General features: G+C 65.5%; 23 protein-coding genes. 9 read left to right on the top strand and 14 right to left on the bottom strand.

Going from position 1 to position 22,317, the window contains the following annotated elements:
* On the top strand, positions 1–1,520 hold a 1,520-nt coding region (gene mutS / locus F9K34_RS08320), incomplete at its 5' end, for a DNA mismatch repair protein MutS (protein ID WP_291336451.1).
* A gap of 9 nt (positions 1,521–1,529) precedes the next feature.
* On the opposite strand, the gene F9K34_RS08315 is transcribed toward mutS, so the two are convergent.
* Together F9K34_RS08315 and hrcA are read right to left on the bottom strand one after the other, a co-directional pair.
* Positions 1,530–2,078, bottom strand: coding sequence for a nucleotide exchange factor GrpE (locus F9K34_RS08315; RefSeq protein ID WP_291336450.1), 549 nt, complete (start codon positions 2,076–2,078; stop codon positions 1,530–1,532).
* 3 nt (positions 2,079–2,081) lie between these two features.
* Positions 2,082–3,149 carry a heat-inducible transcriptional repressor HrcA gene (gene hrcA / locus F9K34_RS08310; protein ID WP_291336449.1) on the bottom strand — a complete coding sequence of 356 codons (1,068 nt, stop codon included), beginning with the start codon at positions 3,147–3,149 and terminating at the stop codon, positions 2,082–2,084.
* Between the two features lie 117 nt (positions 3,150–3,266).
* On the opposite strand from hrcA, the gene rph reads away from it, so the two are divergent.
* From rph to F9K34_RS08290, 4 genes are read left to right on the top strand one after another with little or no spacing between them, the layout of a single operon-like run.
* Positions 3,267–3,977 (top strand): ribonuclease PH, encoded by a 711-nt coding sequence (gene rph / locus F9K34_RS08305; protein WP_291336448.1) that lies wholly within the window; start codon positions 3,267–3,269, stop codon positions 3,975–3,977.
* Entirely contained in the window at positions 3,977–4,588 is a 612-nt protein-coding gene (locus F9K34_RS08300) for a non-canonical purine NTP pyrophosphatase (RefSeq protein WP_291336447.1), read from the top strand. Before rph ends, F9K34_RS08300 begins: the two co-directional genes overlap by 1 nt.
* A gap of 1 nt (position 4,589) precedes the next feature.
* On the top strand, positions 4,590–5,744 hold the full coding sequence (gene hemW / locus F9K34_RS08295; protein ID WP_291336446.1) for a radical SAM family heme chaperone HemW: 1,155 nt from the start codon (positions 4,590–4,592) through the stop codon (positions 5,742–5,744).
* Positions 5,744–6,097 carry a YbaN family protein gene (locus tag F9K34_RS08290; protein WP_291336452.1) on the top strand — a complete coding sequence of 118 codons (354 nt, stop codon included), beginning with the start codon at positions 5,744–5,746 and terminating at the stop codon, positions 6,095–6,097. Before hemW ends, F9K34_RS08290 begins: the two co-directional genes overlap by 1 nt.
* Before the next feature lie 3 nt (positions 6,098–6,100).
* Here the strand turns inward: F9K34_RS08290 and F9K34_RS08285 are convergent, their stop codons facing one another.
* From F9K34_RS08285 to F9K34_RS08255, 7 genes are all read right to left on the bottom strand, one after another.
* Entirely contained in the window at positions 6,101–6,988 is an 888-nt protein-coding gene (locus F9K34_RS08285; RefSeq protein WP_291336445.1) for a ParB/RepB/Spo0J family partition protein, read from the bottom strand.
* A 1-nt stretch (position 6,989) separates the two neighbouring features.
* Positions 6,990–7,805, bottom strand: coding sequence for a ParA family protein (locus F9K34_RS08280; RefSeq protein ID WP_291336444.1), 816 nt, complete (start codon positions 7,803–7,805; stop codon positions 6,990–6,992).
* Entirely contained in the window at positions 7,798–8,346 is a 549-nt protein-coding gene (rsmG, locus tag F9K34_RS08275; protein WP_366557837.1) for a 16S rRNA (guanine(527)-N(7))-methyltransferase RsmG, read from the bottom strand. The genes F9K34_RS08280 and rsmG overlap by 8 nt, the downstream gene beginning before the upstream one ends.
* 68 nt (positions 8,347–8,414) lie before the next feature.
* Positions 8,415–10,280, bottom strand: a complete 1,866-nt coding sequence (gene mnmG, locus F9K34_RS08270) for a tRNA uridine-5-carboxymethylaminomethyl(34) synthesis enzyme MnmG (protein WP_291336442.1) — start codon at positions 10,278–10,280, stop codon at positions 8,415–8,417.
* 11 nt (positions 10,281–10,291) lie between these two features.
* Positions 10,292–11,587 carry a tRNA uridine-5-carboxymethylaminomethyl(34) synthesis GTPase MnmE gene (mnmE, locus tag F9K34_RS08265; protein ID WP_291336441.1) on the bottom strand — a complete coding sequence of 432 codons (1,296 nt, stop codon included), beginning with the start codon at positions 11,585–11,587 and terminating at the stop codon, positions 10,292–10,294.
* A gap of 23 nt (positions 11,588–11,610) precedes the next feature.
* Entirely contained in the window at positions 11,611–12,882 is a 1,272-nt protein-coding gene (gene rho, locus F9K34_RS08260; RefSeq protein ID WP_291336440.1) for a transcription termination factor Rho, read from the bottom strand.
* Positions 12,883–13,008: 126 nt separating this feature from the next.
* Positions 13,009–13,461 carry a CopD family protein gene (locus F9K34_RS08255; RefSeq protein WP_291336439.1) on the bottom strand — a complete coding sequence of 151 codons (453 nt, stop codon included), beginning with the start codon at positions 13,459–13,461 and terminating at the stop codon, positions 13,009–13,011.
* A gap of 425 nt (positions 13,462–13,886) precedes the next feature.
* Here F9K34_RS08255 and F9K34_RS08250 point away from each other — a divergent pair, with 425 nt between their 5' ends.
* Genes F9K34_RS08250 through dnaQ form a run of 4 tightly spaced genes read left to right on the top strand, consistent with a single transcriptional unit; the run spans position 13,887 to position 16,606 of the window.
* Positions 13,887–14,486: a Maf family protein gene (locus tag F9K34_RS08250; protein WP_291336438.1), complete on the top strand. Its 600-nt coding sequence runs from the start codon at positions 13,887–13,889 to the stop codon at positions 14,484–14,486.
* Positions 14,483–15,322, top strand: coding sequence for a shikimate dehydrogenase (locus tag F9K34_RS08245; protein WP_291336437.1), 840 nt, complete (start codon positions 14,483–14,485; stop codon positions 15,320–15,322). Before F9K34_RS08250 ends, F9K34_RS08245 begins: the two co-directional genes overlap by 4 nt.
* Entirely contained in the window at positions 15,319–15,921 is a 603-nt protein-coding gene (gene coaE / locus F9K34_RS08240) for a dephospho-CoA kinase (RefSeq protein ID WP_291336436.1), read from the top strand. The genes F9K34_RS08245 and coaE overlap by 4 nt, the downstream gene beginning before the upstream one ends.
* Positions 15,914–16,606 carry a DNA polymerase III subunit epsilon gene (gene dnaQ / locus F9K34_RS08235; protein WP_291336435.1) on the top strand — a complete coding sequence of 231 codons (693 nt, stop codon included), beginning with the start codon at positions 15,914–15,916 and terminating at the stop codon, positions 16,604–16,606. The genes coaE and dnaQ overlap by 8 nt, the downstream gene beginning before the upstream one ends.
* On the opposite strand, the gene F9K34_RS08230 is transcribed toward dnaQ, so the two are convergent.
* The 5 genes from F9K34_RS08230 to F9K34_RS08210 form a co-directional block, all read right to left on the bottom strand.
* Positions 16,607–17,278 (bottom strand): sugar transferase, encoded by a 672-nt coding sequence (locus F9K34_RS08230; RefSeq protein WP_291336434.1) that lies wholly within the window; start codon positions 17,276–17,278, stop codon positions 16,607–16,609.
* Positions 17,279–17,555: 277 nt separating this feature from the next.
* A complete protein-coding gene (gene xylA, locus F9K34_RS08225; protein ID WP_291336433.1) occupies positions 17,556–18,860 on the bottom strand; it encodes a xylose isomerase in 1,305 nt (434 codons plus the stop codon).
* Positions 18,861–18,869: 9 nt separating this feature from the next.
* Complete coding sequence (xylB, locus tag F9K34_RS08220; RefSeq protein WP_291336432.1) at positions 18,870–20,306, bottom strand: xylulokinase; 1,437 nt, start codon at positions 20,304–20,306, stop codon at positions 18,870–18,872.
* A gap of 1 nt (position 20,307) precedes the next feature.
* Entirely contained in the window at positions 20,308–21,075 is a 768-nt protein-coding gene (locus tag F9K34_RS08215; protein ID WP_291336431.1) for an ATP-binding cassette domain-containing protein, read from the bottom strand.
* An 11-nt stretch (positions 21,076–21,086) separates the two neighbouring features.
* The coding region (locus F9K34_RS08210; RefSeq protein ID WP_291336430.1) for a sugar ABC transporter permease at positions 21,087–22,317 on the bottom strand (1,231 nt) is incomplete at its 5' end.

The raw sequence follows: 22,317 nt of genomic DNA, 5'->3' as shown, positions 1-22,317 counted from the left end.
GCTCGGGCCTGGCGGAGGCGGGACGGATCGCCGGCCGGCTCGCTGGAGAGCTGCCGGAGCGGCTCGCCGGCGCCCGGCTCGCGCTTCTTGGCCATGACGACGACGTCGCCCGTCTCGATGCTGCACTCGTGGCCGATCCGCCGCTTCTCGTCCGGGACGGCGGGTTCATCGCCGCGGGCCACGACGCGGAGCTGGACGAGGTGCGGCAACTGCGCGACGAGGGTCGCAGCGTCATTGCCCGGATGCAGTCGGAATACATCGCGCAAACGGGAATCCAGAGTCTCAAGATCAAGCACAACAACGTGCTTGGCTACTTCATCGAGACGACCTCGACCCATGCCGACCGGATGCTGTCCGCGCCGCTCAGCGGGACCTTCATCCACCGGCAGACCACGGCAGGCCAGGTGCGCTTTACCACCGTGCCCCTGTCCGAGATGGAGGCGCGGATCCTGAACGCGGGAAGCCGGGCACTGGAGATCGAAAAGCGGCTCTATGACGGCCTGAGGACGATGGTGCTGGACGCCGCCGGGCCGATTTCCGGCGCCGCGCGTGCGCTGGCCGAGATCGACCTTGCCGCCGCGCTCGCCGATCTCGCCCGCGGCGAGGACTGGGTCGAGCCGGTGGTGGACGAGAGCCGCGCCTTCGAGGTCGAGGGCGGGCGTCACCCAATCGTGGAACGCGCGCTGAAACGCAGGGGCGAAACCTTCGTGGCCAACGATTGCCTGCTGACCGCAGGCGACACCCCGGCGATCTGGCTGCTCACCGGGCCGAACATGGCCGGCAAGTCCACCTTTCTCAGACAGAACGCGCTGATCGCCCTCCTGGCCCAGGCCGGCAGCTTCGTCCCGGCGCGCCGGGCCCGGATCGGTCTCGTCAGCCAGATCTTCAGCCGCGTGGGTGCGGCCGACGACCTCGCCCGCGGCCGCTCCACCTTCATGGTCGAAATGGTCGAGACGGCAGCAATCCTCAACCGCGCGGACGACCGGGCGCTGGTGATCCTTGACGAGATCGGCCGTGGCACCGCGACCTATGACGGGCTTTCTATAGCCTGGGCCACGCTCGAGCACCTCCACGACGTCAACCGGGCCCGCGCGCTTTTCGCCACGCACTACCACGAGATGACCGCCCTCGCCCGCAAGCTCCCCGGAGTCGAGAATGCAACCGTTGCCGTGAAGGAATGGGAGGGAGAGGTGGTCTTCCTTCATGAGGTGAGGAAGGGCGCGGCGGACCGCAGCTACGGCGTGCAGGTCGCCCGCCTTGCCGGGCTGCCGGCGGCCGTCGTGGAGCGCGCGAAGGTGGTGCTCGAGGCGCTCGAGAAGGGCGAGCGAGAGGGCGGCACGCGCAAGCACGCGCTGATCGACGACCTGCCGCTGTTCAACGCGGCGCCAGCGATTGCGCGGCCGCAACCGAAAGGGCCGTCAAAACTGGAGGCTCGCCTTGCCGCCCTTCATCCTGACGAGATGACGCCCCTTGAGGCGCTGGCCGCCCTTTATGATCTCAAGTCGATCCTTGGGGATTGATCGGTCGCCCTACGATTTCGGCGTCGAACTCACGCCGACCTGGGCCGGTCGCAGAAGCCGTTCGTGCAGCATGAAGCCTTCGGTCATCACCTGGATGATGTCGCCGGCCTTCGTCCCCGGCACCGGTGCCTCGAACATCGCTTGGTGGACCTGTGGGTCGAAGGCGTCGCCGATCTGAGGTGCCACCGGCTGCACCCCGTGCTTGCCGAGAACCGCGATGAGTTCCTTCATCGTGAGCTCCACGCCCTCGATGAGCGCCTTGGCGGCTTCCCGCTGGTCCGCGCCGGCGGATTCGAGCGCGCGCCTGAGGTTGTCGTAGACCGGCAGAAGGTCGCGGGCGAGCCTTGACCCGCCATATTGTTCGGCCTCGCGCCGGTCGCGGTCGCCGCGCTTGCGGATATTCTCGGCGTCGGCGAGCGCCCGCATGAACCGGTCGCGCAATTCGTCCCGCTCGGCCCGGAGCGCCTCGATCTCGTCGGCCATGATCTCGGCCTCAATGGCTTCCTCGCCGATCTGGGCCTGGTCCTCGGCGATTTCGTCCTTCTTCATCTCGCTCATGCTCTACCCCTTCCGCTCGCCGGAGAGGAGTCTCCCGACAAGCTGCGCCGTATAATCCACGATCGGCACGATGCGCCCATAGTTGAGCCGTGTCGGACCGATCACGCCCACGGCGCCGATGATCTTACGGTCAGCGTTCATATAGGGAGAGACCACCAGAGAGGAACCCGAAAGTGAGAATAACTTGTTCTCCGATCCGATAAAAATGCGCACGCCCTCGCCCTGTTCCGCGAGTTCGAGGAACTCGGCGATGTCGCGCTTGCGCTCCAGGTCGTCGAAGAGCGTCCGGATGCGCTCCAGGTCGGACTCGGCGGCCTGGTCGATCAGGTTCGCGCGGCCGCGCACGATCAGGCGCTCGGAGGTTTCGCCGCGGTTCTCCCAAACGGCGAGTCCGTTCTCGACCAGCGCCCGGGCGGCTTCGTCAAGTTCCCGGCGGCGCCGGCCGACCTCCTCGACGATATGGGCCCGGAGTTCCGACAGCCTCCGCCCCTCGGCCAGCGCGTTGAGGAAGTTGGCGGCCTCCCGCAGAGAGGATTGCGTATGCCCGAGCGGCGGCGTGAAGACGCGGTTCTCGACATGCCCGTCGTCGAACACCAGGACCACAAGGGCGCGGTCCGGGCCGAGCCCCACGAACTCGATGTGCCGGATCGCCGCCTCATGCTTCGGCGCGAGGACGAGACTTGCGCCATGGGTGATGCCCGACAGGGCCGCGCCGATGCGGTCGAGCATCGGCGCTATGCCGGGTTCGTTGCCGCCGGTGGTTGCGTCTATGGCCTCGCGGTCCTTGAGCGAGACCGAGGAAACCTCCATCAGCCCGTCGACGAACATCCTGAGGCCGAGTTGCGTCGGCACCCTTCCGGCAGACGTATGCGGGCTGTCGAGAAGCCCGAGGAATTCGAGGTCCTGCATGACGTTGCGGATCGTCGCCGCCGAGACCGGTTCGCTCATCGTGCGGGAAAGCGTGCGCGAGCCGACCGGATCGCCGGTGTCGAGATAGCTTTCGACGACACGTCGGAAGACCTCCCGCGAGCGGTCGTTCATCTCGTCCAGGAGCTTCGATCGGTTCTGCATGTCCCTTTCCGGCATGGCCTCCCAGAGATAAGGATCGGCGGGCACCGGCGTCAATCCGGGGTTGCCTCCGCCCGCGGCGGGCCTGTAATTGGCGCGACACGCGCGAAAGGACATTCCATGCGACCCTCCGGCCGGAAACTTGATGCCATGCGTCCCATCGAGATCGAGACCGGCGTCACCAAGCACGCCGAGGGATCTTGCCTCATCAGGTGCGGCGACACCCATGTCCTCTGCACCGCGACGATCGAGGACAAGGCGCCACCGTTCCTGAAGGGAACCGGCCTCGGTTGGGTAACGGCCGAATACGGAATGCTGCCGCGCGCGACGAACACGCGAAACCGCCGCGAGGCTGCTGCCGGCAAGCAGTCCGGCCGCACGCAGGAGATCCAGCGGCTCATCGGCCGCGCCCTCCGCGCCGGCGTGGACCGTGTGGCGCTCGGCGAACGCCAGATCGTCGTGGACTGCGACGTGATCCAGGCTGACGGCGGCACGCGCTGCGCCTCCATTACCGGCGGCTGGGTGGCACTCAGGCTCGCGGTCAACCGGCTTATGAAGGCGGGCGCGGTGATCGGCGACCCGGTCGTCGATCATGTCGCCGCCGTCTCCTGCGGTATCTATGCCGGACAGCCCGTGCTGGACCTCGATTATGCCGAGGACAGCGAGGCCGGGACGGATGGCAACTTCATCATCACCGGCCGCGGCCGGCTCGTCGAGGTGCAGATGTCGGCCGAGGGCGCGACCTTCAGCCGGGAGGAGATGACCCAGCTCCTCGACCTCGCCGACAAGGGCATCGCGGAGCTTGTGGCGGCGCAGAAGGCCGCGGTCTGATGCGGAAGTTCGCTGGCGACCGGCTTCTGGTCGCGACCCACAACAAGGGCAAGCTGGAGGAGATCGCGGCGCTGCTGGCGCCATACGGCATCGGCTGCGTCAGTGCCGGCGAATTGGGCCTGCCGGAGCCGGCCGAGACCGAGGCGACCTTTATCGGCAACGCAAGGATCAAGGCCCATGGTGCGGCAAGGGCGACCGGCCTTCCCGCCCTCGCCGACGACAGCGGGATCGAGGTCGACGGTCTGGGCGGCGCTCCGGGTGTCCATACCGCAGACTGGGCCGAGACGTCGACCGGGCGCGATTTCACCCAAGCGATGACGCGCACCTGGGACGAGCTTGAAAGGGCACACGCGCCCTACCCGCGGACGGCTCGGTTCCGCGCGACGATGGTGCTCGCCTGGCCCGACGGCCACGACGAGGTTTTCGAGGGCAAGGTCGAGGGGCAGGTCGTCTGGCCGATGCGGGGCCGGCAGGGGCACGGCTACGACCCGATGTTCCAGCCTGCCGGACATGCCCTCACCTTCGCCGAGTTGGACCCCGCCGAGAAGAACCGCATCAGCCACCGCGCGGATGCCTTCGGCAAGCTGGTGGCCTGTTTCGGCAGGGGCTGAGATGGAAGACTGGCGGAATGGCGGGTTCGGCCTTTACCTGCACTGGCCGTTCTGTGCCTCGAAGTGCCCCTACTGCGACTTCAACTCTCATGTCACCGCCTGGATCGACCAGGACCGGTGGAAGCGTGCCTATCTGAGTGAAATTGCGAGGATCGGCGCGGAAACCTCCGGCCGCGTCCTGAACACGGTCTTCTTTGGCGGCGGAACGCCCTCGCTGATGGACCCGGACGTCGTGGCAGCAGTAATCGAGGCGATTCGCGCGACCTGGCCAACGGCGAACGATCTCGAGGTGACCCTGGAGGCCAACCCCGGCAGCGTCGAGGCCGGGCGGTTCCGCGCCTATGCGGCCGCCGGGGTCAACCGCCTGTCAATGGGCGTCCAGGCGCTGGACGACGGCGACCTGAAACGGCTGGGCCGGCTGCATACCGCGGCCGAAGCCCGGGCCGCCTTCGCCATCGCGCGCGCGGCTTTCCCGCGCGTGAGTTTCGACATGATCTATGCGCGGCAGGATCAGACCGTAGAGGCCTGGGTGGGCGAACTTCGCGCCGCCCTTGCCATGGCGGTGGATCACCTTTCGCTCTACCAGCTGACGATCGAGGACGGCACAGCCTTCGGTGCCCGCCACGCCGCCGGCGGGCTCAGGGGTCTGCCTGATGACGACGTCGCAGCAGATATGTATCTGATAACACATGATATTCTGTCGGAAGCAGGAATGCCGGCCTATGAAGTCTCCAACCACGCCGGTGAGGGAGCGGAGAGCCGGCACAATCTGATCTATTGGCGTTACGGCGACTACGCCGGGATCGGGCCGGGCGCGCATGGAAGGCTGACGCTCGACGGGCAGCGGTGGGCGACGGATACGCCGAAGACGCCCGCGGCCTGGCTGTCGCAGGTCGAGACTGCCGGACATGGCGAGCGCCCCCGGGAAGGGCTGAGTGCGGGCGATCAGGCGGCCGAATATCTGCTGATGGCGCTGCGCCTTTCCGAGGGGCTGGACATGGACCGCCTTGCACGCCTTGCGGGCACTCCCTTGCGGCCAGCAACTGTCGAGAGGTTGCAGGACCTCGGGATGCTGCGGTGCGACGGCGTCCGGATCACGGCAACGACCTCCGGGCGCGCAGTGCTGAATGCGGTCATCCGCGAACTCATGCCATGATGCGGACGTTCTGGTTCACGCTTGGGGTATCGGCGCTCATCCTCGGAGCTGTCGGTATTTTCGTGCCGCTTCTGCCCACCGTGCCGCTCCTGCTGCTCGCCGCCTTCGGCTTCGCGCGGTCGTCCGAGCGCCTGCACCACTGGCTCTTGTCGCACCGCAGCTTCGGCCCTCCGATCAGCGACTGGCGCGAGCGCGGCGCGATCGGGCGCGGTGCGAAGCGGTTGGCGACAGTGTCTATTCTGGCCGCTTTCCTGCTTTCGGTGCTTCTTGGGATCAAGTCATGGGTGCTCGTCGTGCAGGCCGTCGCACTCGGAGCCGTCGCCGCCTTTATCTGGACACGGCCGAACGCCTGAGCCCTACCGCGTCTGCGAAAGGAGCTGGCAAAGCTGGTCGAGATCTTCGAGCGACTTGTACGTGATGATCACGTTGCCGCCGTCATGCCCCCTGTGGTCGATCACCACCTTCATCCGCAGATTGGCGGAAAGATCCTGTTCCAGGACGCGGGTGTCCGCGTCTTTCTCGGGGTGCGAGGCTTTCTTGTGTCCGGTGGCCGGCGGGGCCTTGGCCAGCCGCTCCGTCTCACGGACCGAGAGGCCCCGGGCGATCACCTGGCGCGCCAGGGCGGTCGGGTCACTCGTCGTCACGAGCGCGCGCGCATGGCCGGCGCTGAGCTTGCCTTCGCGGAGCCAAGCCTGCACGTCCTCCGGAAGCGTGAGAAGCCGCAAGAGGTTCGCGATATGGCTGCGGCTCTTGCCAAGGGCTTCGGCGAGCTTCTCCTGTGTGTGACCGAATCGCTCCATCAGCTGACGATAGCCCATCGCCTCTTCGATCGCGTTCAGGTCAGCCCGCTGAATGTTCTCGATTATGGCGACCTCGAGCACTTCGGTGTCGTCGAGCTCGCGCACGATTACGGGGACTTCGTGGAGCTGTGCAAGTTGTGCCGCACGCCACCGCCGCTCTCCGGCAACGATCTCGTAATGACCTGATTTGCCTAGCTTTTCTCGGACGATCAGCGGCTGGATGATACCCTTTGCGCGGATCGAGTCCGAAAGCTCCTGCAGCGACTCGGGCGCGAAGTCCCGGCGCGGCTGATCGGGATTGGGTTCTATCCGCTCGATCGGCAACCTGGTGTCCGCCCGCGTCGACCGCTCGTCCGCGCGGCCGGTCGCGCCGAGATTCACATCCGCCATCAGTGCGGACAGCCCGCGGCCAAGGCCCCTCCGTTCGCTTTTGCGATCGTTCATTCTACCCTCCCTGGGTTCTTCCGCCGTGTCGGGAAATAATCTCGTCCGCGAGCGCACGGTAGGCGATGGCCCCCTTCGACATCGTGTCGTAGGTGAGGACGGGAACGGCGAATGAAGGCGCCTCGGAAAGCCGCACGTTGCGCGGAACGACCGTCCGGTAGACCAGTTCGCCAAGATTTGCGCGCGCATCCGCCTCCACTTGCTGCGAGAGGTTGTTTCGACTGTCGTACATCGTGAGCACGACGCCTTCGATCCGCAAATCGGGGTTTGCCGAGTGTCGCACCTCGCGGATTGTCAGCATGAGCTGCGACAGGCCTTCGAGCGCGTAGAATTCCGCCTGCAGCGGCACCAGGACCGAATGCGCCGCGACCATCGCATTGACGGTCAGCAGGCTGAGCGACGGCGGACAGTCGATGAGCACATAGTCGAACCCATACCCGTCGATAGCGGGCTGGCGCAGGGCATCGCGCAGGAGGAAGCTGCGCTTCTCGTTGCTGACGAGCTCGATGTCGGCCGACGATAGGTCGGTCGTCGCCGGACAAAGCCAGACACCCTCCACCCGCGTTGTGCGGATCACGTCGGCAAGGTCGGCGTCCTCGATCAGCAGATCGTAGGTCGTCATTCCGCGGCGGGCGGGATCGATGCCGAGCCCGGTGGAGGCATTGCCCTGCGGGTCGAGGTCGACAAGCAGGACATTGAGTCCCTCCTCCGCCAGCGCCGCGGAAAGGTTGATTGCCGTCGTGGTCTTGCCCACACCGCCCTTCTGATTGGCGACGGCGATGATCCGCGGCCCGGGCGGACGCGTCGGGTCAGACACGGGTGATACCTCCGATGATCAGGACAACGCCGCTCGCGTCGGTTCTGCTGCGCTCCTTTTGATAGGAGAATCGCCAATGTTCAAGCGCATGGGCGATCTCGTCATCCACGGCCGCGCCCTTCGGAAAGATCGCCACGCCGGTTGGCAGCAGGTGCCGTTCGGCATAGGACAGGAGTAGGTCGAGGGGCGCCAGGGCCCGGGCGGACAGGACCTCGGCGCCAAGCGGCGCAACCGCCTCGATGCGCTCCGCGATGACCGTTACCCGGAGATCGAGCGTCCGGGCAGCCGTCATCAGGAATGCGGCCTTGCGCTGATCACTCTCGACGAGCGACACCGACAGCTCCGGGCGTTCGGCCGCCGCGAGGATTGCGACGACCAGGCCCGGGAAGCCTCCGCCACTGCCGAGGTCAACCCAGTTTCGAGCGCCCTCGGGGGCGAGGTCAAAGATTTGCGCGGAGTCCGCAAAGTGGCGTGTCCATATAGTGTCCAAGGTACCAGGCGACACAAGGTTTATGGCCCTTGTCCATTTCCTGAGCAGCATCTCCAGGAGTTCCAGACGACTCCTTGTTTCACGTGAAACACTGCGCCCGGCGAGCGAATCGGGCGGTGTCATCCGAATGCCCGCTGCCGATCCGCCCTACGGATGCGCGCGAGGATCAGCGCCAGCGCGGCGGGCGTGACACCCTCGATGCGCCCCGCCTGCGCTAGGGTCCGCGGCCGCACGCGCTCCAGCTTCACTTTGAGCTCGTTCGAAAGGCCCGGAAGCCCCGCATAGTCGAAAGAGTCGGGAATCTCGTGGCCCTCGTCGCGGCGAAGCGCGTCCACGTCCGCCTTTTGCCGATCCATATAGGCGGCATAGGTCGCGTCCCGCGCAATCTGCTCTCGGGTCTCGTGTCCGATGTCCGCTAGGTGCGGCGCGGCGCGCACAAGGTCCTCGAAAGAGACGTCCGGAAACGAGAGGTACTCGAATGCGCTGCGCCGCTGGCCGTCCTGCCCCACGCTGATCCCAGCCAGGGCGGCCTGGCGCGGCGTGAGTGTCACCGCTTCAAGTGCAGCAAGGCCCTCCGACAGGGCCTCCATCTTCACGCCAAACGCGCGGCGACGCTCCTCGCCGGCGCAACCGAGTTCCAGCGCCAGCGGGGTCAGTCTCTGGTCCGCATTGTCCGCGCGAAGCGAAAGCCGGAACTCGGCGCGTGACGTGAACATCCTGTAGGGCTCCGTCACGCCACGAGAGACGAGGTCGTCGATCATGACGCCAATGTAGCTCTGCGAGCGGCTGAAGACGGCCGGCGGCCGTCCCTGTGCCGCAAGCGCCGCGTTCAGGCCGGCAACGAGGCCCTGGGCCGCCGCCTCTTCGTATCCGGTCGTACCGTTGATCTGGCCGGCCAGGTAGAGCCCGCCCATGTCCCGAACCTCCAGCGTCGCCTTGAGCGCGCGGGGATCGACATAATCATACTCGATCGCGTACCCGGGCTGGAGGATCCTGGCCTCTTCTAGCCCGCGAATGGAATGCACGTAGCGCTCTTGCACCTCCTCCGGCAGCGAGGTGGAAATGCCATTCGGATATACGGTGCTGTCGTTCAGCCCCTCGGGTTCAAGGAATACCTGGTGGGACTCCTTTTCCGCGAACCGCACGATCTTGTCCTCGATCGAGGGGCAATACCGCGGGCCGACGCCTTCGATGTGCCCGCCGTACATCGCTGACCGGCCGAGATTCTCCCGAATGATGTCGTGTGTGCGCTCATTCGTATGGGTAATCCCGCAGTCCAGCTGGCGCAGGAACGGACGGCGGCTGAGGAAGGAAAACATCGTCGGCTCGTCATCGCCGGATTGGCGTTCGAGCAGGTCCCACGCAATCGTCCGGCCATCGAGCCTGGGCGGCGTCCCGGTCTTGAGCCGGCCGAGGGGGAGGCCGAGCGACGCCAGTTGCTCGGCCAGCACGATCGAAGGCCGGTCACCCATTCGCCCGCCTGCGCTGCGTCGGTCGCCGATGTGGATGACGCCGTTCAGGAACGTCCCCGCGGTAAGGACCACTGCCCCGCAGCGGATTTCAGAACCGTCCAGCAGCCTAACGCCGGTTGTTCCCTGGTCCGTCAAGATCAGGGCTGCGACTTCCGCTTGAAGAACCGTCAGGTTTTCCTGTCCCAGCGTCAGACGGGTCATCTCCTCGCGATAGACACCGCGGTCCGCCTGCGCGCGCGGGCCCTGGACGGCAGGCCCCTTGCGTCGGTTCAGAAGCCGGAACTGAATCCCGGCACGGTCGGCAACGCGGCCCATCACACCGTCCATGGCGTCGATCTCGCGGACCAGGTGGCCCTTGCCTAGCCCGCCTATCGCCGGATTGCAGGACATCACGCCAATTCCGGCGAGTCGCAGTGTCACAAGGGCCGTATTCGCGCCCATCCGCGCCGATGCGTGAGCGGCCTCGGCTCCCGCATGGCCGCCACCGATGACGATGACATCGAACTGTTTCACGTGAAACGCTCCTACTTTCCGATGCAAAAACGGGCGAAGATGTCGTCCAGAAGGTCCTCGACATCCACCCGGCCAAGCAGGGAATCCAGCCTTCGGGCGCTGCGCCTCAGGTATTCTGCCGCAATCTCGGTCCGAGATGGCCCCGCTCTTACTTCATCGCAAGCCGATTCCATAGAGGAAACGGCGTCTGCGATGGCCTGTCGCTGGCGTTCGCGGGTAATGATGCCGGCAGAGGCCGAGCGCCCGGAAAGTTTTTCCGAGACCCGGCGGATGAGATCGCCGATGCCGGCCCCCGTCTTGCCGGAAACCGAGAGCAGCCCCACTTCGGCATCGGGGCTCAGATCGGCCTTTCCACGCGCGACGATATCCCCTTCCCGCACCGACACCATCGGCACGTCCCGCTCGTGATCGAGCAAGAAGATCCGGAGGTCGGCCGCCTCCGCACGGTCGACCGCGCGGCGCACACCGATCCGCTCGATGTCGTCTCCCGCGGCCCGCAGGCCCGCCGTATCCAGGAACGTCACGGCGAGCCCGTCGACATCCATCCGCACCTCGATGACATCCCGCGTCGTACCCGCGGTCTCCGATGTGATCGCAGCTTCCCGGCCGGCAAGCGCATTGAGGAGGGTGGACTTCCCGGCGTTGGGCCGGCCAACAATGGCCACCTCGAAGCCCTGGCGCACCCGCTCGGCGGCGCCGAAGCCCGCGATGGCGCGCCGCAGTTCCCCGGCCACACCCTCGACAAGCCGCAGAACCTCCGGCCCGACATCGACGGGAACGTCCTCGTCGGCGAAGTCGATCGTAACCTCGAGCAGGGCCGCCGCGCGGATGAGGTCGCGGCGCCAGGCTTCCGCTTGCCTGCTGACCGCGCCCGAAAGAACGCTCAGCGCCTGTTTCCTCTGCGCTTCGGTTTCTGCGTCGATCAGGTCCGCGAGTCCCTCCACCTGCGAAAGGTCGAGGCGCCCGTTCTCCAACGCGCGTCGCGTGAACTCGCCCGGTTCAGCCATCCGCAATCCGGCGATTCCTCCAAGGGCTCGTAACACGGCTGCGATTGTCGCGGACGCGCCATGGATCTGCAGCTCCGCCGCCAACTCTCCGGTGAAGCTCGCGCCACGCGCGAAGGTTAGGACGAGCGCCTCGTCCAGCGGTTCGCCGTTCGATTTGAGCCGCCGGACGGCTGCGCGCCGCGCCTCGGGCAACGGTCCGGCGAGCGCCGCGGCGGCTTCCCAGGCGCGAGGCCCGGAGATACGGATCACGGCAACGCCCGCTTTCCCCCGGGCGGAGGCCAGGGCAAAGATCGTGTCCATCGCGGCCTACCGAATGTGAACGCTCAGGCGTTCATGGAGTCGAAGAATTCCGAGTTCGTCTTCGTCTGCTTGAGCTTCGAGATCAGGAACTCGATCGCGTCCGTCGTCCCCATCGGGTTCAGGATCCGGCGCAGGACATAGGTCTTCTGAAGGTCCTTCTGATCCACGAGAAGGTCTTCCTTCCGTGTGCCGGACTTGAGGATGTCCATCGCCGGGAAGACCCGCTTGTCCGCCACCTTGCGGTCCAGAACGATCTCGCTGTTGCCGGTTCCCTTGAACTCTTCGAAGATGACTTCGTCCATGCGGCTGCCGGTATCGATCAGAGCCGTGGCGATGATCGTCAGGGAGCCGCCTTCCTCGATGTTCCGCGCCGCGCCGAAGAACCGCTTCGGCCGCTGAAGCGCATTGGCATCCACGCCGCCGGTCAGGACCTTGCCTGACGAGGGCACGACCGTATTGTAGGCCCTACCAAGTCTGGTAATCGAATCCAGAAGGATCACAACATCTCGCTTGTGTTCGACCAGGCGCTTCGCTTTCTCGATCACCATCTCGGCAACCGCGACGTGCCGCGTCGCCGGTTCGTCGAACGTCGAGGAGATCACCTCGCCCTTCACGCTCCGCTGCATGTCGGTCACTTCCTCCGGCCGCTCGTCGATGAGAAGGACGATCAGGTAGCACTCAGGGTGGTTGGTCGCGATCGAGTGCGCGATGTTCTGGAGGAGCACCGTCTTGCCGGTCCGCGGTGGCGCGACGATCAGCCCTCGCTGGCCCTTCCCGATTGGTGCCACGAGGTCGATGATCCGCGCAGACCGGTCCCGGATCGTCGGGTCCTCGATCTCCATCTTCAGCCGCTCGTCGGGATAGAGCGGTGTCAGGTTGTCGAAGGCGACCTTGTGGCGTGCCTTTTCCGGATCCTCGAAATTGATCCGGGTGACCTTGGTCATCGCGAAATAGCGCTCGTTCTCGCCGGGCGCCCGCATCGCACCTTCGACGGTGTCGCCCGTGCGCATCGAATACTGCCGGATCATGTCCGGGCTGACGTAGATGTCGTCCGGGCCGGGAAGGTAGTTCGCCTCGGGCGACCGCAGGAAACCGAAGCCGTCCTGCAGGACCTCGAGGACGCCATCGCCGCCGATTTCCCAGCCTTCCTCGGCATGCTCCTTCAGGATCGAGAACATCATCTCGCCCTTGCGCATCGTCGAGGCATTCTCGATCTCCAGCTCCTCGGCCATGGCAAGGAGGTCTGCCGGGCTCTTGGCCTTGAGATCGGAAAGGTTCAGGCGCTCTTGCGTCATGGATAATCACTCGGGATCAGGCGCGGAAGTGTCCAGCGCAGGGCATCGTCAGGGGAAATACCCCAATCCGGACGGCGGGGCTTGATCGGGCCTTACACCGGCAGCCCGATCCGAGTCAACTCGGCGTCAGAATTTCACGATCACCGAAAACACGATGACCAGCATCAGCACGGTCGGAACTTCGTTCATAATCCTGTACTGGCGGCCGCTGTGCGTGTTGCGCCCGGCTAGGAAATCCTTTCGGCGCCAGCCCAGCCAATGGTGAAACCAGGTCATTGCAAGGACTGCACCGGCCTTCGTCCAGGGCCAGACTTCGGTCCAGTAGACGCCTGCCTGTGGCGTGAAGACCAGCGCCAGGCCGAAGATCCAAGTCGCAAGACTTGCAGGATTGATGATCGCCTTCAGTAGGCGCCGTTCCATGGTCTGGAACATCTTATCGGTCGGGCTGCCGGGCTCGACCTGCTCCGCATGATAGACAAAAAGCCTGGGCAGATAGAAAAGGCCCGCCATCCACGCGATCACCGAAACGACATGCAGGGCCTTCGTCCAGGGATAGAAGGTCGCCAGAAAATCGCCCATGCGCCGCGGTGCTCCACCCGATCAGGTCCGGACCCCATATAGAATCAAATGATAAAGAAAGAGAAGTTGATGATGTAGGGCCTGTGCATGATGTGGATCGCCGGCGTCCAGGCCCTGTCTTCCCCATGCGGAGCGATCTGTGGGCAAGTTCGGGAGAGGTCTCCAGACCGATCACAAATTGGAATTATTTCGTTATTTTTCAATTAATTGGTACTTTTCTTTGGAGGCGCCGGACGGTCGGCCCCGATTCCCCGAGAGTGGGGATATCACTGTCGTCCACAGCCTGCCTGAGAGGCGATCCACAGCTGGACGAAATCCGGATCGCCATTGACAGAAACGCCCTTCTGTCCCCACCTCGCCGGCAGTCCAGGTTCGTCCCCAAGTCCTCCCGCCCTTCCGACTGCGGTTGTCCACAGAGTCTTCCAGTGCCCATGCGCCTGATCCTCGCCTCCGCCTCCCCCATCCGGGCGACGCTGCTTCGCAATGCCGGCCTCGACCCGGAGGTCAGGCCCGCGCGTATCGATGAAGCGGCAATCCGCGCGGCTTTGGAAGCGGAGGGCGCTGAACCCCGCGCCCTCGCCGACGCCCTCGCCGAAATGAAGGCGCGTCGCGTCAGCGACGGGGCGCCGGGCATGATCGTGCTCGGCTGCGATCAGGTGCTGGCGCTCGGTGGACGTGTGTTCTCCAAGCCCGCTACCCCCGGGGAAGCGCTATCCCAACTCCGGGCCCTTTCCGGGCGGACCCACAGCCTGCTCTCGGCCGTCGTGGCCTGCCGGGACGGTGCGCCGGTTTGGCGCCATGTCGGAACGGCGCGGCTTACCATGCGCGACCTTTCCGACAGCTACCTGAAGGACTACGTCGAACGGAACTGGCACAGCATCCGGGAGAGCGTCGGAGCCTACAAGCTCGAGGAGGAGGGCGTGCGCCTCGTTTCGCGAATCGAAGGCGACCACTTCACGATCCTGGGCCTGCCGCTGATCGAACTCTTGACCTGGCTTGCCGTTCGGGGCGACATCGCGTCATGACGGACCATCCCCGAATTCCCCTCGCCGGCGTTATCGGATCGCCGATCGCGCACTCGAAGTCCCCCCGCCTCCACGCCCACTGGCTGCGGACTTACGGCATCCGTGGCTACTACATTCCCATGGACGTCGCCCAAGCCGACCTCCGCGAGGTCGTCGCCGCCCTTCCCAAGGCGGGCTTTGTCGGTGTCAATGTGACCATCCCGCACAAGGAGAGCGTGCTGGGCCTCGCCGATGTCGTGACCGATCGCGCGGCGCTCATCGGCGCGGCGAACACGCTCATCTTCCGCGGCGACGGCCGGATTCACGCCGACAACACGGACGGATTCGGCTTCATCGCGAACCTTCGGCAGAACGCACCCCAATGGGACCCGGCGTCAGGTCCGGCGGCGGTCATTGGCGCCGGCGGCGCCGCGCGCGCGGTCATCGCCTCGCTGATCGAGGTGGGAGTGCCCGAGATCAGGGTCGCGAACCGGACCCGGATGCGCGCCGAGACGCTCCGCCAGGAGTTCGGCGCCAAGGTTTCCGTCCATGACTGGGTGCAGGCCGGCAACATGCTCGAAGGCGCCGCGACGGTCGTGAACACATCGTCCCTCGGCATGGTGGGCAAGCCGGAGTTCCGCGTGCCGCTCGATGCACTCTCGCCCTCGGCCGTCGTCACGGATCTCGTGTACAACCCGCTCAGGACCCACCTTCTGGAAGAGGCGGCCAGCATCGGCTGCGTGACCGTCGATGGTCTCGGGATGCTCCTCCATCAGGCGGCGCCGGCCTTCGAGCGCTGGTTCGGCATACGTCCCGAAGTGGATGACGCGCTCAGGGCGGCGGTTCTTGCGGAATGAGCCGGCCCTACCTTCTCGGGCTCACCGGCTCCATCGGCATGGGGAAATCGACGACCGCCGAGATGTTCGCGAATGAGGGCGTTCCCGTCTGGGATGCGGATCTGGCCGTCGACCGGCTCTATGCAAGCGGCGGCGCAGGCGCCGCGGTCATCGCGGCGCTGCGGCCCGCGGCCGTGGTGGATGGCGCGGTCGATCGCCGACGGCTCAAGGACTGGATCGCGGAAGACCCCCGGGCGCTCCCGGCGATCGAGGCGGCGATCCATCCGCTCGTCGCAGCCGACCGCGCCGACTTCATCGACAGGGCTGGCCGGGAGGGTGCCCGGATCGTCCTCCTCGACGTTCCGCTTCTCTTCGAGACGGGTGCGGACAAGATCATGGATGCTACCCTCGTCGTAACCGCGCCGGCAGAGATCCAGCGTGCCCGCGTTCTCGCCCGGCCGGGAATGACCGAGGCACAATTCAAGGCGATCCTTGCACGACAGCTGCCGGACGCCGAGAAACGCGCCCGCGCGACCCATGTCATCGAGACGCTGAACCTTGACGACACCCGGGCAGCCGTGCGGGACTTGCTGGCGAGGATAAGGGCCGCCCATGCGTGAAATCGTTCTGGATACCGAGACCACGGGATTCGAGCCGGCCGAAGGCCACCGTATCGTCGAGATTGGCGCGATCGAGCTTTTCAATCACGTGCCGACGGGGCGGACCTTTCACCAGTACATCAATCCCGAACGCGCCATGCCAGTCGAGGCGTTTGAGGTTCACGGACTGGGCGACGACTTCTTGCGTGGAAAGCCACGCTTCGCCGAAATCGCGGCGGAATTCCTCGAGTTCATCGGGATGGATTCGCGGCTGGTGATCCACAATGCCGCCTTCGACATGAAGTTCCTGAACGCCGAACTTGCCTGGCTCAGCCTGCCGGCGATCACGCTTGAGCGCGCCGTCGATACCGTGGCCATGGCCCGGCGAAAGTTCCCTGGCTCGCCGGCGTCGCTGGACGCACTTTGCCGCCGTTTTGGAATCGACAATTCGGCACGCGAAAAGCATGGCGCGCTCCTCGACAGCGAGCTTCTGGCCGAGGTGTACCTCGAGCTCATCGGCGGTCGACAGCCAGACCTCGCGTTTGCGGCAGCGGCAAACCCGGCGAAGGCCTCGGTGACCGGGGCCTGGAAGGCGGCGCCGCGACCGGTTCCGCTCGCCCCTCGCCTGAGCGCCGAGGAAAAGGCCGCTCATTCGGCCTTCATCGGGTCCTTGGGTGACGGCGCGATCTGGAAGCGCTTTGGTTGATCACACTCCGGTGCCGCGGAGGACAACGGACACGGTGCGCAACAGGATCCGCAGGTCCATGAGGAAGCCGATCTGGGCGAAGTAGGCGCTGTCATAGGCGGCACGCTCCGCGAAGGAGCTGCGGTTGCGCTGGCTGGTCTGCCACAGGCCGGTGATGCCGGGCAGCATCCGGTAATAGTCAGCCGCGCCCCTGCCGCCGGGATACATTTCGGACTGATCGGGCGTGAAGGGCCGAGGACCGACCAGGCTCATCGTCCCGTTGAAGACGTTCCAAAGCTGCGGGAGTTCATCGAGGCTCGTCTTGCGCAGGAACGCCCCAAACCGGGTGACCCGGGGGTCGCGTGACAGCTTCTGACGATGCTGCCATTCCGCGGCAAGGTCCGGGTTCTCCGAAAGAAGGCGGACCAGGGTGGCATCGGCATCCCGAACCATGGTGCGGACCTTCCAACACCGAAAGGTCTTGCCGTCACGCCCGACACGCAATTGCGAGTAGAAGGGTTGGCCGCCACCGAATGCCGTGACCAGGGCAATCAAGATCATGAGCGGCAGGACCACCGGGACCATCAAGACTACCGCCGTTACGTCGAGTAATCGCTTGCCGCGGACGCGATAGTAGGGTGGGCGTTGCAGCGGGATTACGTGGTCGCGGAACTCGAAAAAGGGGGCAGCCATCCCAGTGTCTCCTAGGCAGGTTGTCCGGACGCCCCCAGATGTCCGACACGGGACACTATGGATGGAAACGTTACGGATTTGCGACGCCTAATTTTTCCATGGCGAGAACAACTGGAAAAACCGGCGGATTCGCGCCGTGATTCAGCCGAATCTTGGGCAATTCGTTAACCCTAAAGGCGAGTAACCCTGAGAGAGCCTTGAAAACGAGAACGAATCATGGATCCGAGATTTCCCGCACGCGCTACCGATCGCCGGGAACCGTTGGGCAGAAAGCCGTCTACACGAATCGATTCCAGAGATTTTCCAGCCGTTCCTGGCAACCGGATCGCGGCTTGGGGTCAAGCCCCGATTCCAGCACGCGAGCGGAGATCGACTCAAGCGTCCCCGTGGCGAGCATGCTTTTCGCCTCCGGCCGATCCCAACCGGCATAGCGTTCCGCCCGCGCACGTTCGAGCGCACCGTCCTGCAGGAGCGCGGCCGCCGCCTTCAGCGCGCGCGCGCAGATATCCATGGCGCCGACATGCGCAAGGATCAGGTCCTCCGGATCAAGGCTCTGCCGCCGAAGCTTGGCATCGAAATTCGTGCCGCCCGTCGTGAAGCCACCCGCACGCAGGATCTCGTAATAGGCCCGCGCCATTTCGGGAACGGAGTCGGGGAACTGATCGGTGTCCCAGCCTGACTGGTAGTCGTTACGGTTCATGTCGATGGAGCCAAAGATGCCAAGCGAGGCGGCGAGCGCGATCTCGTGTTCGAAGGAGTGGCCGGCGAGGATCGCGTGCCCCTGCTCGATGTTCACCTTCACCTCTTGTTCGAGCCCGAAATCCTTGAGGAACCCGTAGACCGTTGCCACGTCGTAGTCGTACTGGTGTTTCGAGGGCTCCTGCGGCTTCGGCTCGATGAGGATCGTTCCCTTGAATCCAATCCGGTGCTTGTAATCAACGACCATCTGCAGGAACCGCCCCGCCTGATGGCGTTCGCGTCCAAGATCGGTGTTGAGAAGCGTCTCATATCCTTCGCGCCCGCCCCAGAGGACATAGTTCTGGCCCCCGAGCCTGTGGGTCGCATCCATGCAGGCCTTCACCGTCGCCGCCGACCAGGCAAAGACCTCCGGATCGGGATTCGTCGCGGCCCCGGCCATGAATCGGCGGTGGGAGAAGAGGTTCGCCGTGCTCCACAGCAGCCGGGCGCGATGCGTCTGCATCTTCGCGCCGAAGTGGTCGACGATCGCCTCGAACTGCTTCAGGCTCGCGGCGAAACTGCCGGCCTCCGGGCGCACGTCGGCGTCGTGAAAGCAGAAGTACGGGACACCGAGGATGTCGAACATCTCGAAGGCTGCATCTGCCTTCAGGCGCGCGTGCTCCATCGTGTCGCCGAACCAGGGACGCTCGAACGTCTGCCCGCCGAAGGGGTCGCCGCCGGGCCACGCGAAGCTGTGCCAATAGGCGACGGCGAAGCGCAGGTGGTCCTCCATGCGCCTGCCCGCAACCACCTCGTCCGGATTGTAGTGGCGGAAGGCGAAATCATTCTCGCTCTCCGGTCCCTCGTAGCGAATGGCGGGAATGCCGTTGAAGTAACCGGTCATGGAAGTCCCTCAGGTTAGGCCCGCGATGGCCGACTGCGCCGCCCGGTAGCGGGCGAAACCGTCGTCGAAGGCTGCAATCAGCCGCGTTTGCGGCTCGAACGTGCGCGCGGTCGCCGGCGGAGTGGCGATGCCGGCCCCCGCGCCGGTGACTGCCATGATCGCCAGCCGCGCCGCACCGAAGGCCCCGCCGAAATCGCCGGCGACGGGAACGGAGACGGGTGTTGCCAGTGCCGTGGCGATCGCCGAAAGCCAGTAGTCGGATCGCGACCCGCCGCCAACGGCGACAAGCCGGTCGATGCGCGTTCCGGTGGCCGCCAGCGCGTCCCGGCAGTCCCGGATGGCGAAAGTCACCCCCTCCAGAACCGCCCGCGTCGCCGCCTCCCGGTCAGTCGCGTGCTCAAGTCCGACGAACGCGCCCCGGATCGCCGCATCGTTCAGCGGAGTCCGCTCGCCGCCTAGATAGGGCAGGAAGCGCGTCTTTCCCGGCGGCTCCAGCGCGCCGAGCGCCCCTGTGAGCGTCGCCACCTCGGCGCCGGCAAGCCGGGCGTACCAGTTCAGGGCATCCGTAGCGGCCAGGATCACGCCCATCTGGTGCCACCTGTCCGGCAGGGCATGGCAGAAAGTGTGGACCGCTGTGGCCGGGTCTGGCCGATAGCCGTCGTTCGCTGCGAAAAGCACGCCGGATGTGCCAAGGGAAACAAAGGCCTGCCCCGACGAGACGACCCCGACGCCGATCGCGGCCGCCGCGTTGTCGCCCGCGCCTCCGGCGACCACGACGTTGCGCCCGAATCCGAACCGCGCCGCAATCTCGGGGCGGACCTGCGCCGAGACCTCCGAGCCCTCGACAAGTCGAGGCATTGCCTCGGGCGGCAGGAAGGTCGTGGCGAGCAATTCCTCCGCCCACAGTCGCCTGCCGGTATCGAGCCAGCCCGTTCCCGCGGCATCGGACATTTCGGCAACGTGCTCGCCAGTGAGCCAGAGCCTCAGGTAGTCCTTCGGCAGGAGAACCTTCGCCACGCGCGCGAACACCTGCGACTCGTGCGCCTTCACCCAAAGGAGCTTGGGCGCGGTGAATCCGGGAAAGACCGTATTGCCGGTGATCGCGCGAAAACGGGGGTCAGCATCCAGCATCGCCGCCTCCGCATGTGCGCGCGTGTCGTTCCAGAGGATACAGGGCCTGAGCACATCATCAGCGGTGTCCAGGAGGGTCGCCCCGTGCATCTGGCCCGAAAGTCCGATGCCGCGGATCGCGGCGCGTCCCTCTGCCGGGAGCGCGCCGATGGCCGCCTCGGCCGCGGCGATCCAGTCTGCCGGGGACTGTTCCGACCAGCCATCCTGCGGGCGCGAAACCGAGAGCGGCGCCGTCGCCTCTGCAACAACGGCCTGGTCATTGTCTATCAGAATGGCCTTCAGACCCGACGTGCCAAGATCGAGGCCGAGATACATCTCAGGCAGCCCTTTCGGGTTTCTTGCCGAGGATGATCATGCCGAGAATGTCTTCGTCGGTGACCTCGTCGACGTTAACAGTGCCCACGAGCTGCCCGTTCTTCATCACGGAGGCGCGGTCGCAGAGCTTCATGACGTTGTGGATGTCATGCTCGATCAGGAAGATGCCGAGCCCCTGCGCCTTCAACTCCTGGATCAGCTCCGCCACCATCTGCGTCTCGTGCGGACCCAGCGCAGCCGTGGGCTCGTCCATGATGAGGATTCGCGCGTCGAAGTAGACGGCGCGCGCGATGGCAACCGATTGCCGTTGTCCGCCGGAAAGCGCCGAAACCGGCACGTTGAATTTGCGGAAGTTCGGGTTGAGCCGACCCATGATCTTGCGCGTCTCGGCCTCCATTCGCGCATCGTCCACAAGACCCGCGGGCGTTACCAGCTCTCGGCCAAGGAAGAGATTGGAGGCGGCATCCAGATTGTCGGCGAGCGCCAGCGTCTGGTAGATCGTCTCGATGTTGTATTTCCGCGCGTCTCGCGGATTCCGGATCTCGGCCTTCTCGCCGCTGATCCAGATATCGCCCGAGTCCGCCTGGTAGGCGCCGGAGAGGCATTTGATCAAGGTTGACTTGCCGGCGCCATTGTGTCCCAGCAGGCCGACAACCTCGCCGGGATAGAGGTCGACCGTGACGTGATCCACGGCCTTGATGCCGCCGAAGGCGATCGAGATGTCGCGCATCTCGACGAGGGGCGTGCGGGACTTCTGACTGTCGAGCATTTCCGTCACCTCTATTTCGCGCGGCTGCGATAAAGCTTGTCCACATAGACGGCCAGAACCAGCACGATGCCGACGACGATGTCCTGCATCGCGGCGTCGAAGCCGATCAGGACCATCCCGGTCTTCAGGCTCTGCATGACGAGCGCGCCGATGATCGCGCCGTAGATCGTGCCCACCCCGCCGGCGAGGGACGTGCCCCCGATCACGGCGGCGGCGATGACGTAGAGTTCGTCGAGTTGGCCGAGCGAGTTGGTGGCGGAGTTGAGCCGCGCCGATGCGACGATGGCCGAAAGCCCCGTCAGAAAACCCATGAGCGCGAAGATCTTGACCGTCATCCACCGCGTGTCGATACCGGCGAGTTCTGCCGCGTCCGGGTTCCCGCCGATGGCGAGGACATAGCGGCCGAACCGGGTCCGGGTCATGAGAAAGGTCATCCCGATGCCGACAACCGCGAGGACGAGAACCGGAATGGCAAAGCCGTGGCTGATGAAGAGGCCGCCCTCGGGAACCTCGATTCCCTGTGCCTCGGCGTACTGGTTCACGATCCCGCGCGGCCAGGGATAGGCATTCACCAGCAGTACGGACCCGATCACCAGCCCGCAGCCGACGATGGCGAGCGTGTACTCGGCCCACATGGGTCGCAGCGGGAAGTCGAACTTGAGCCGTTGCTTGCGGCCGTGCACCAAAAGCCAGATGATCCCGGCACAGGCTGCAAGCCCGACGATCCAGCTTCCCGTCGAGCCGATGGAGCCATGGGGACCGCCGCCGATCAGCGCGAACTTCGCATCCACGGGCGAGATCGTCTCCCCCCGCGCCAACAGGAACGCCGCGCCGCGCCAGACGAGGAGCCCGCCGAGCGTGACGATGAATGCCGGGATCCCGCGGTAGGCGACCAGCCAGCCATGGAAGGCGCCGATCAGCGTTCCAACCGCCATGCCGACGACGGACGCGATGATCCAGATCGCCGGGTGCCCGAGGCCGAGCCATTGCGGCAGAACCCAGACCTGGGTGATTCCCATGACCATGGCGGCGAAGCCGAGAAGGGAGCCCACCGAAAGGTCGATGTGCCGCGTGATGATGACCAGCACCATCCCACAGGCCATGATCCCGATGGATGCCGTCTGGACCGACAGGTTCCAGAGGTTCCGCGGCGTCAGGAACACCCCGTTGCCGTTCTCGACGATGCCGTAGAGGTGGAAGCCCACCCAGATCGCGACGAGGGCGCCGACCATGCCAAGAAGG

Origin of the sequence: Albidovulum sp., from assembly GCF_008933605.1 — a bacterium.
In the GTDB taxonomy this organism is placed as follows: domain Bacteria; phylum Pseudomonadota; class Alphaproteobacteria; order Rhodobacterales; family Rhodobacteraceae; genus Albidovulum.
This window is presented reverse-complemented; position numbering and strand designations above follow the sequence as displayed.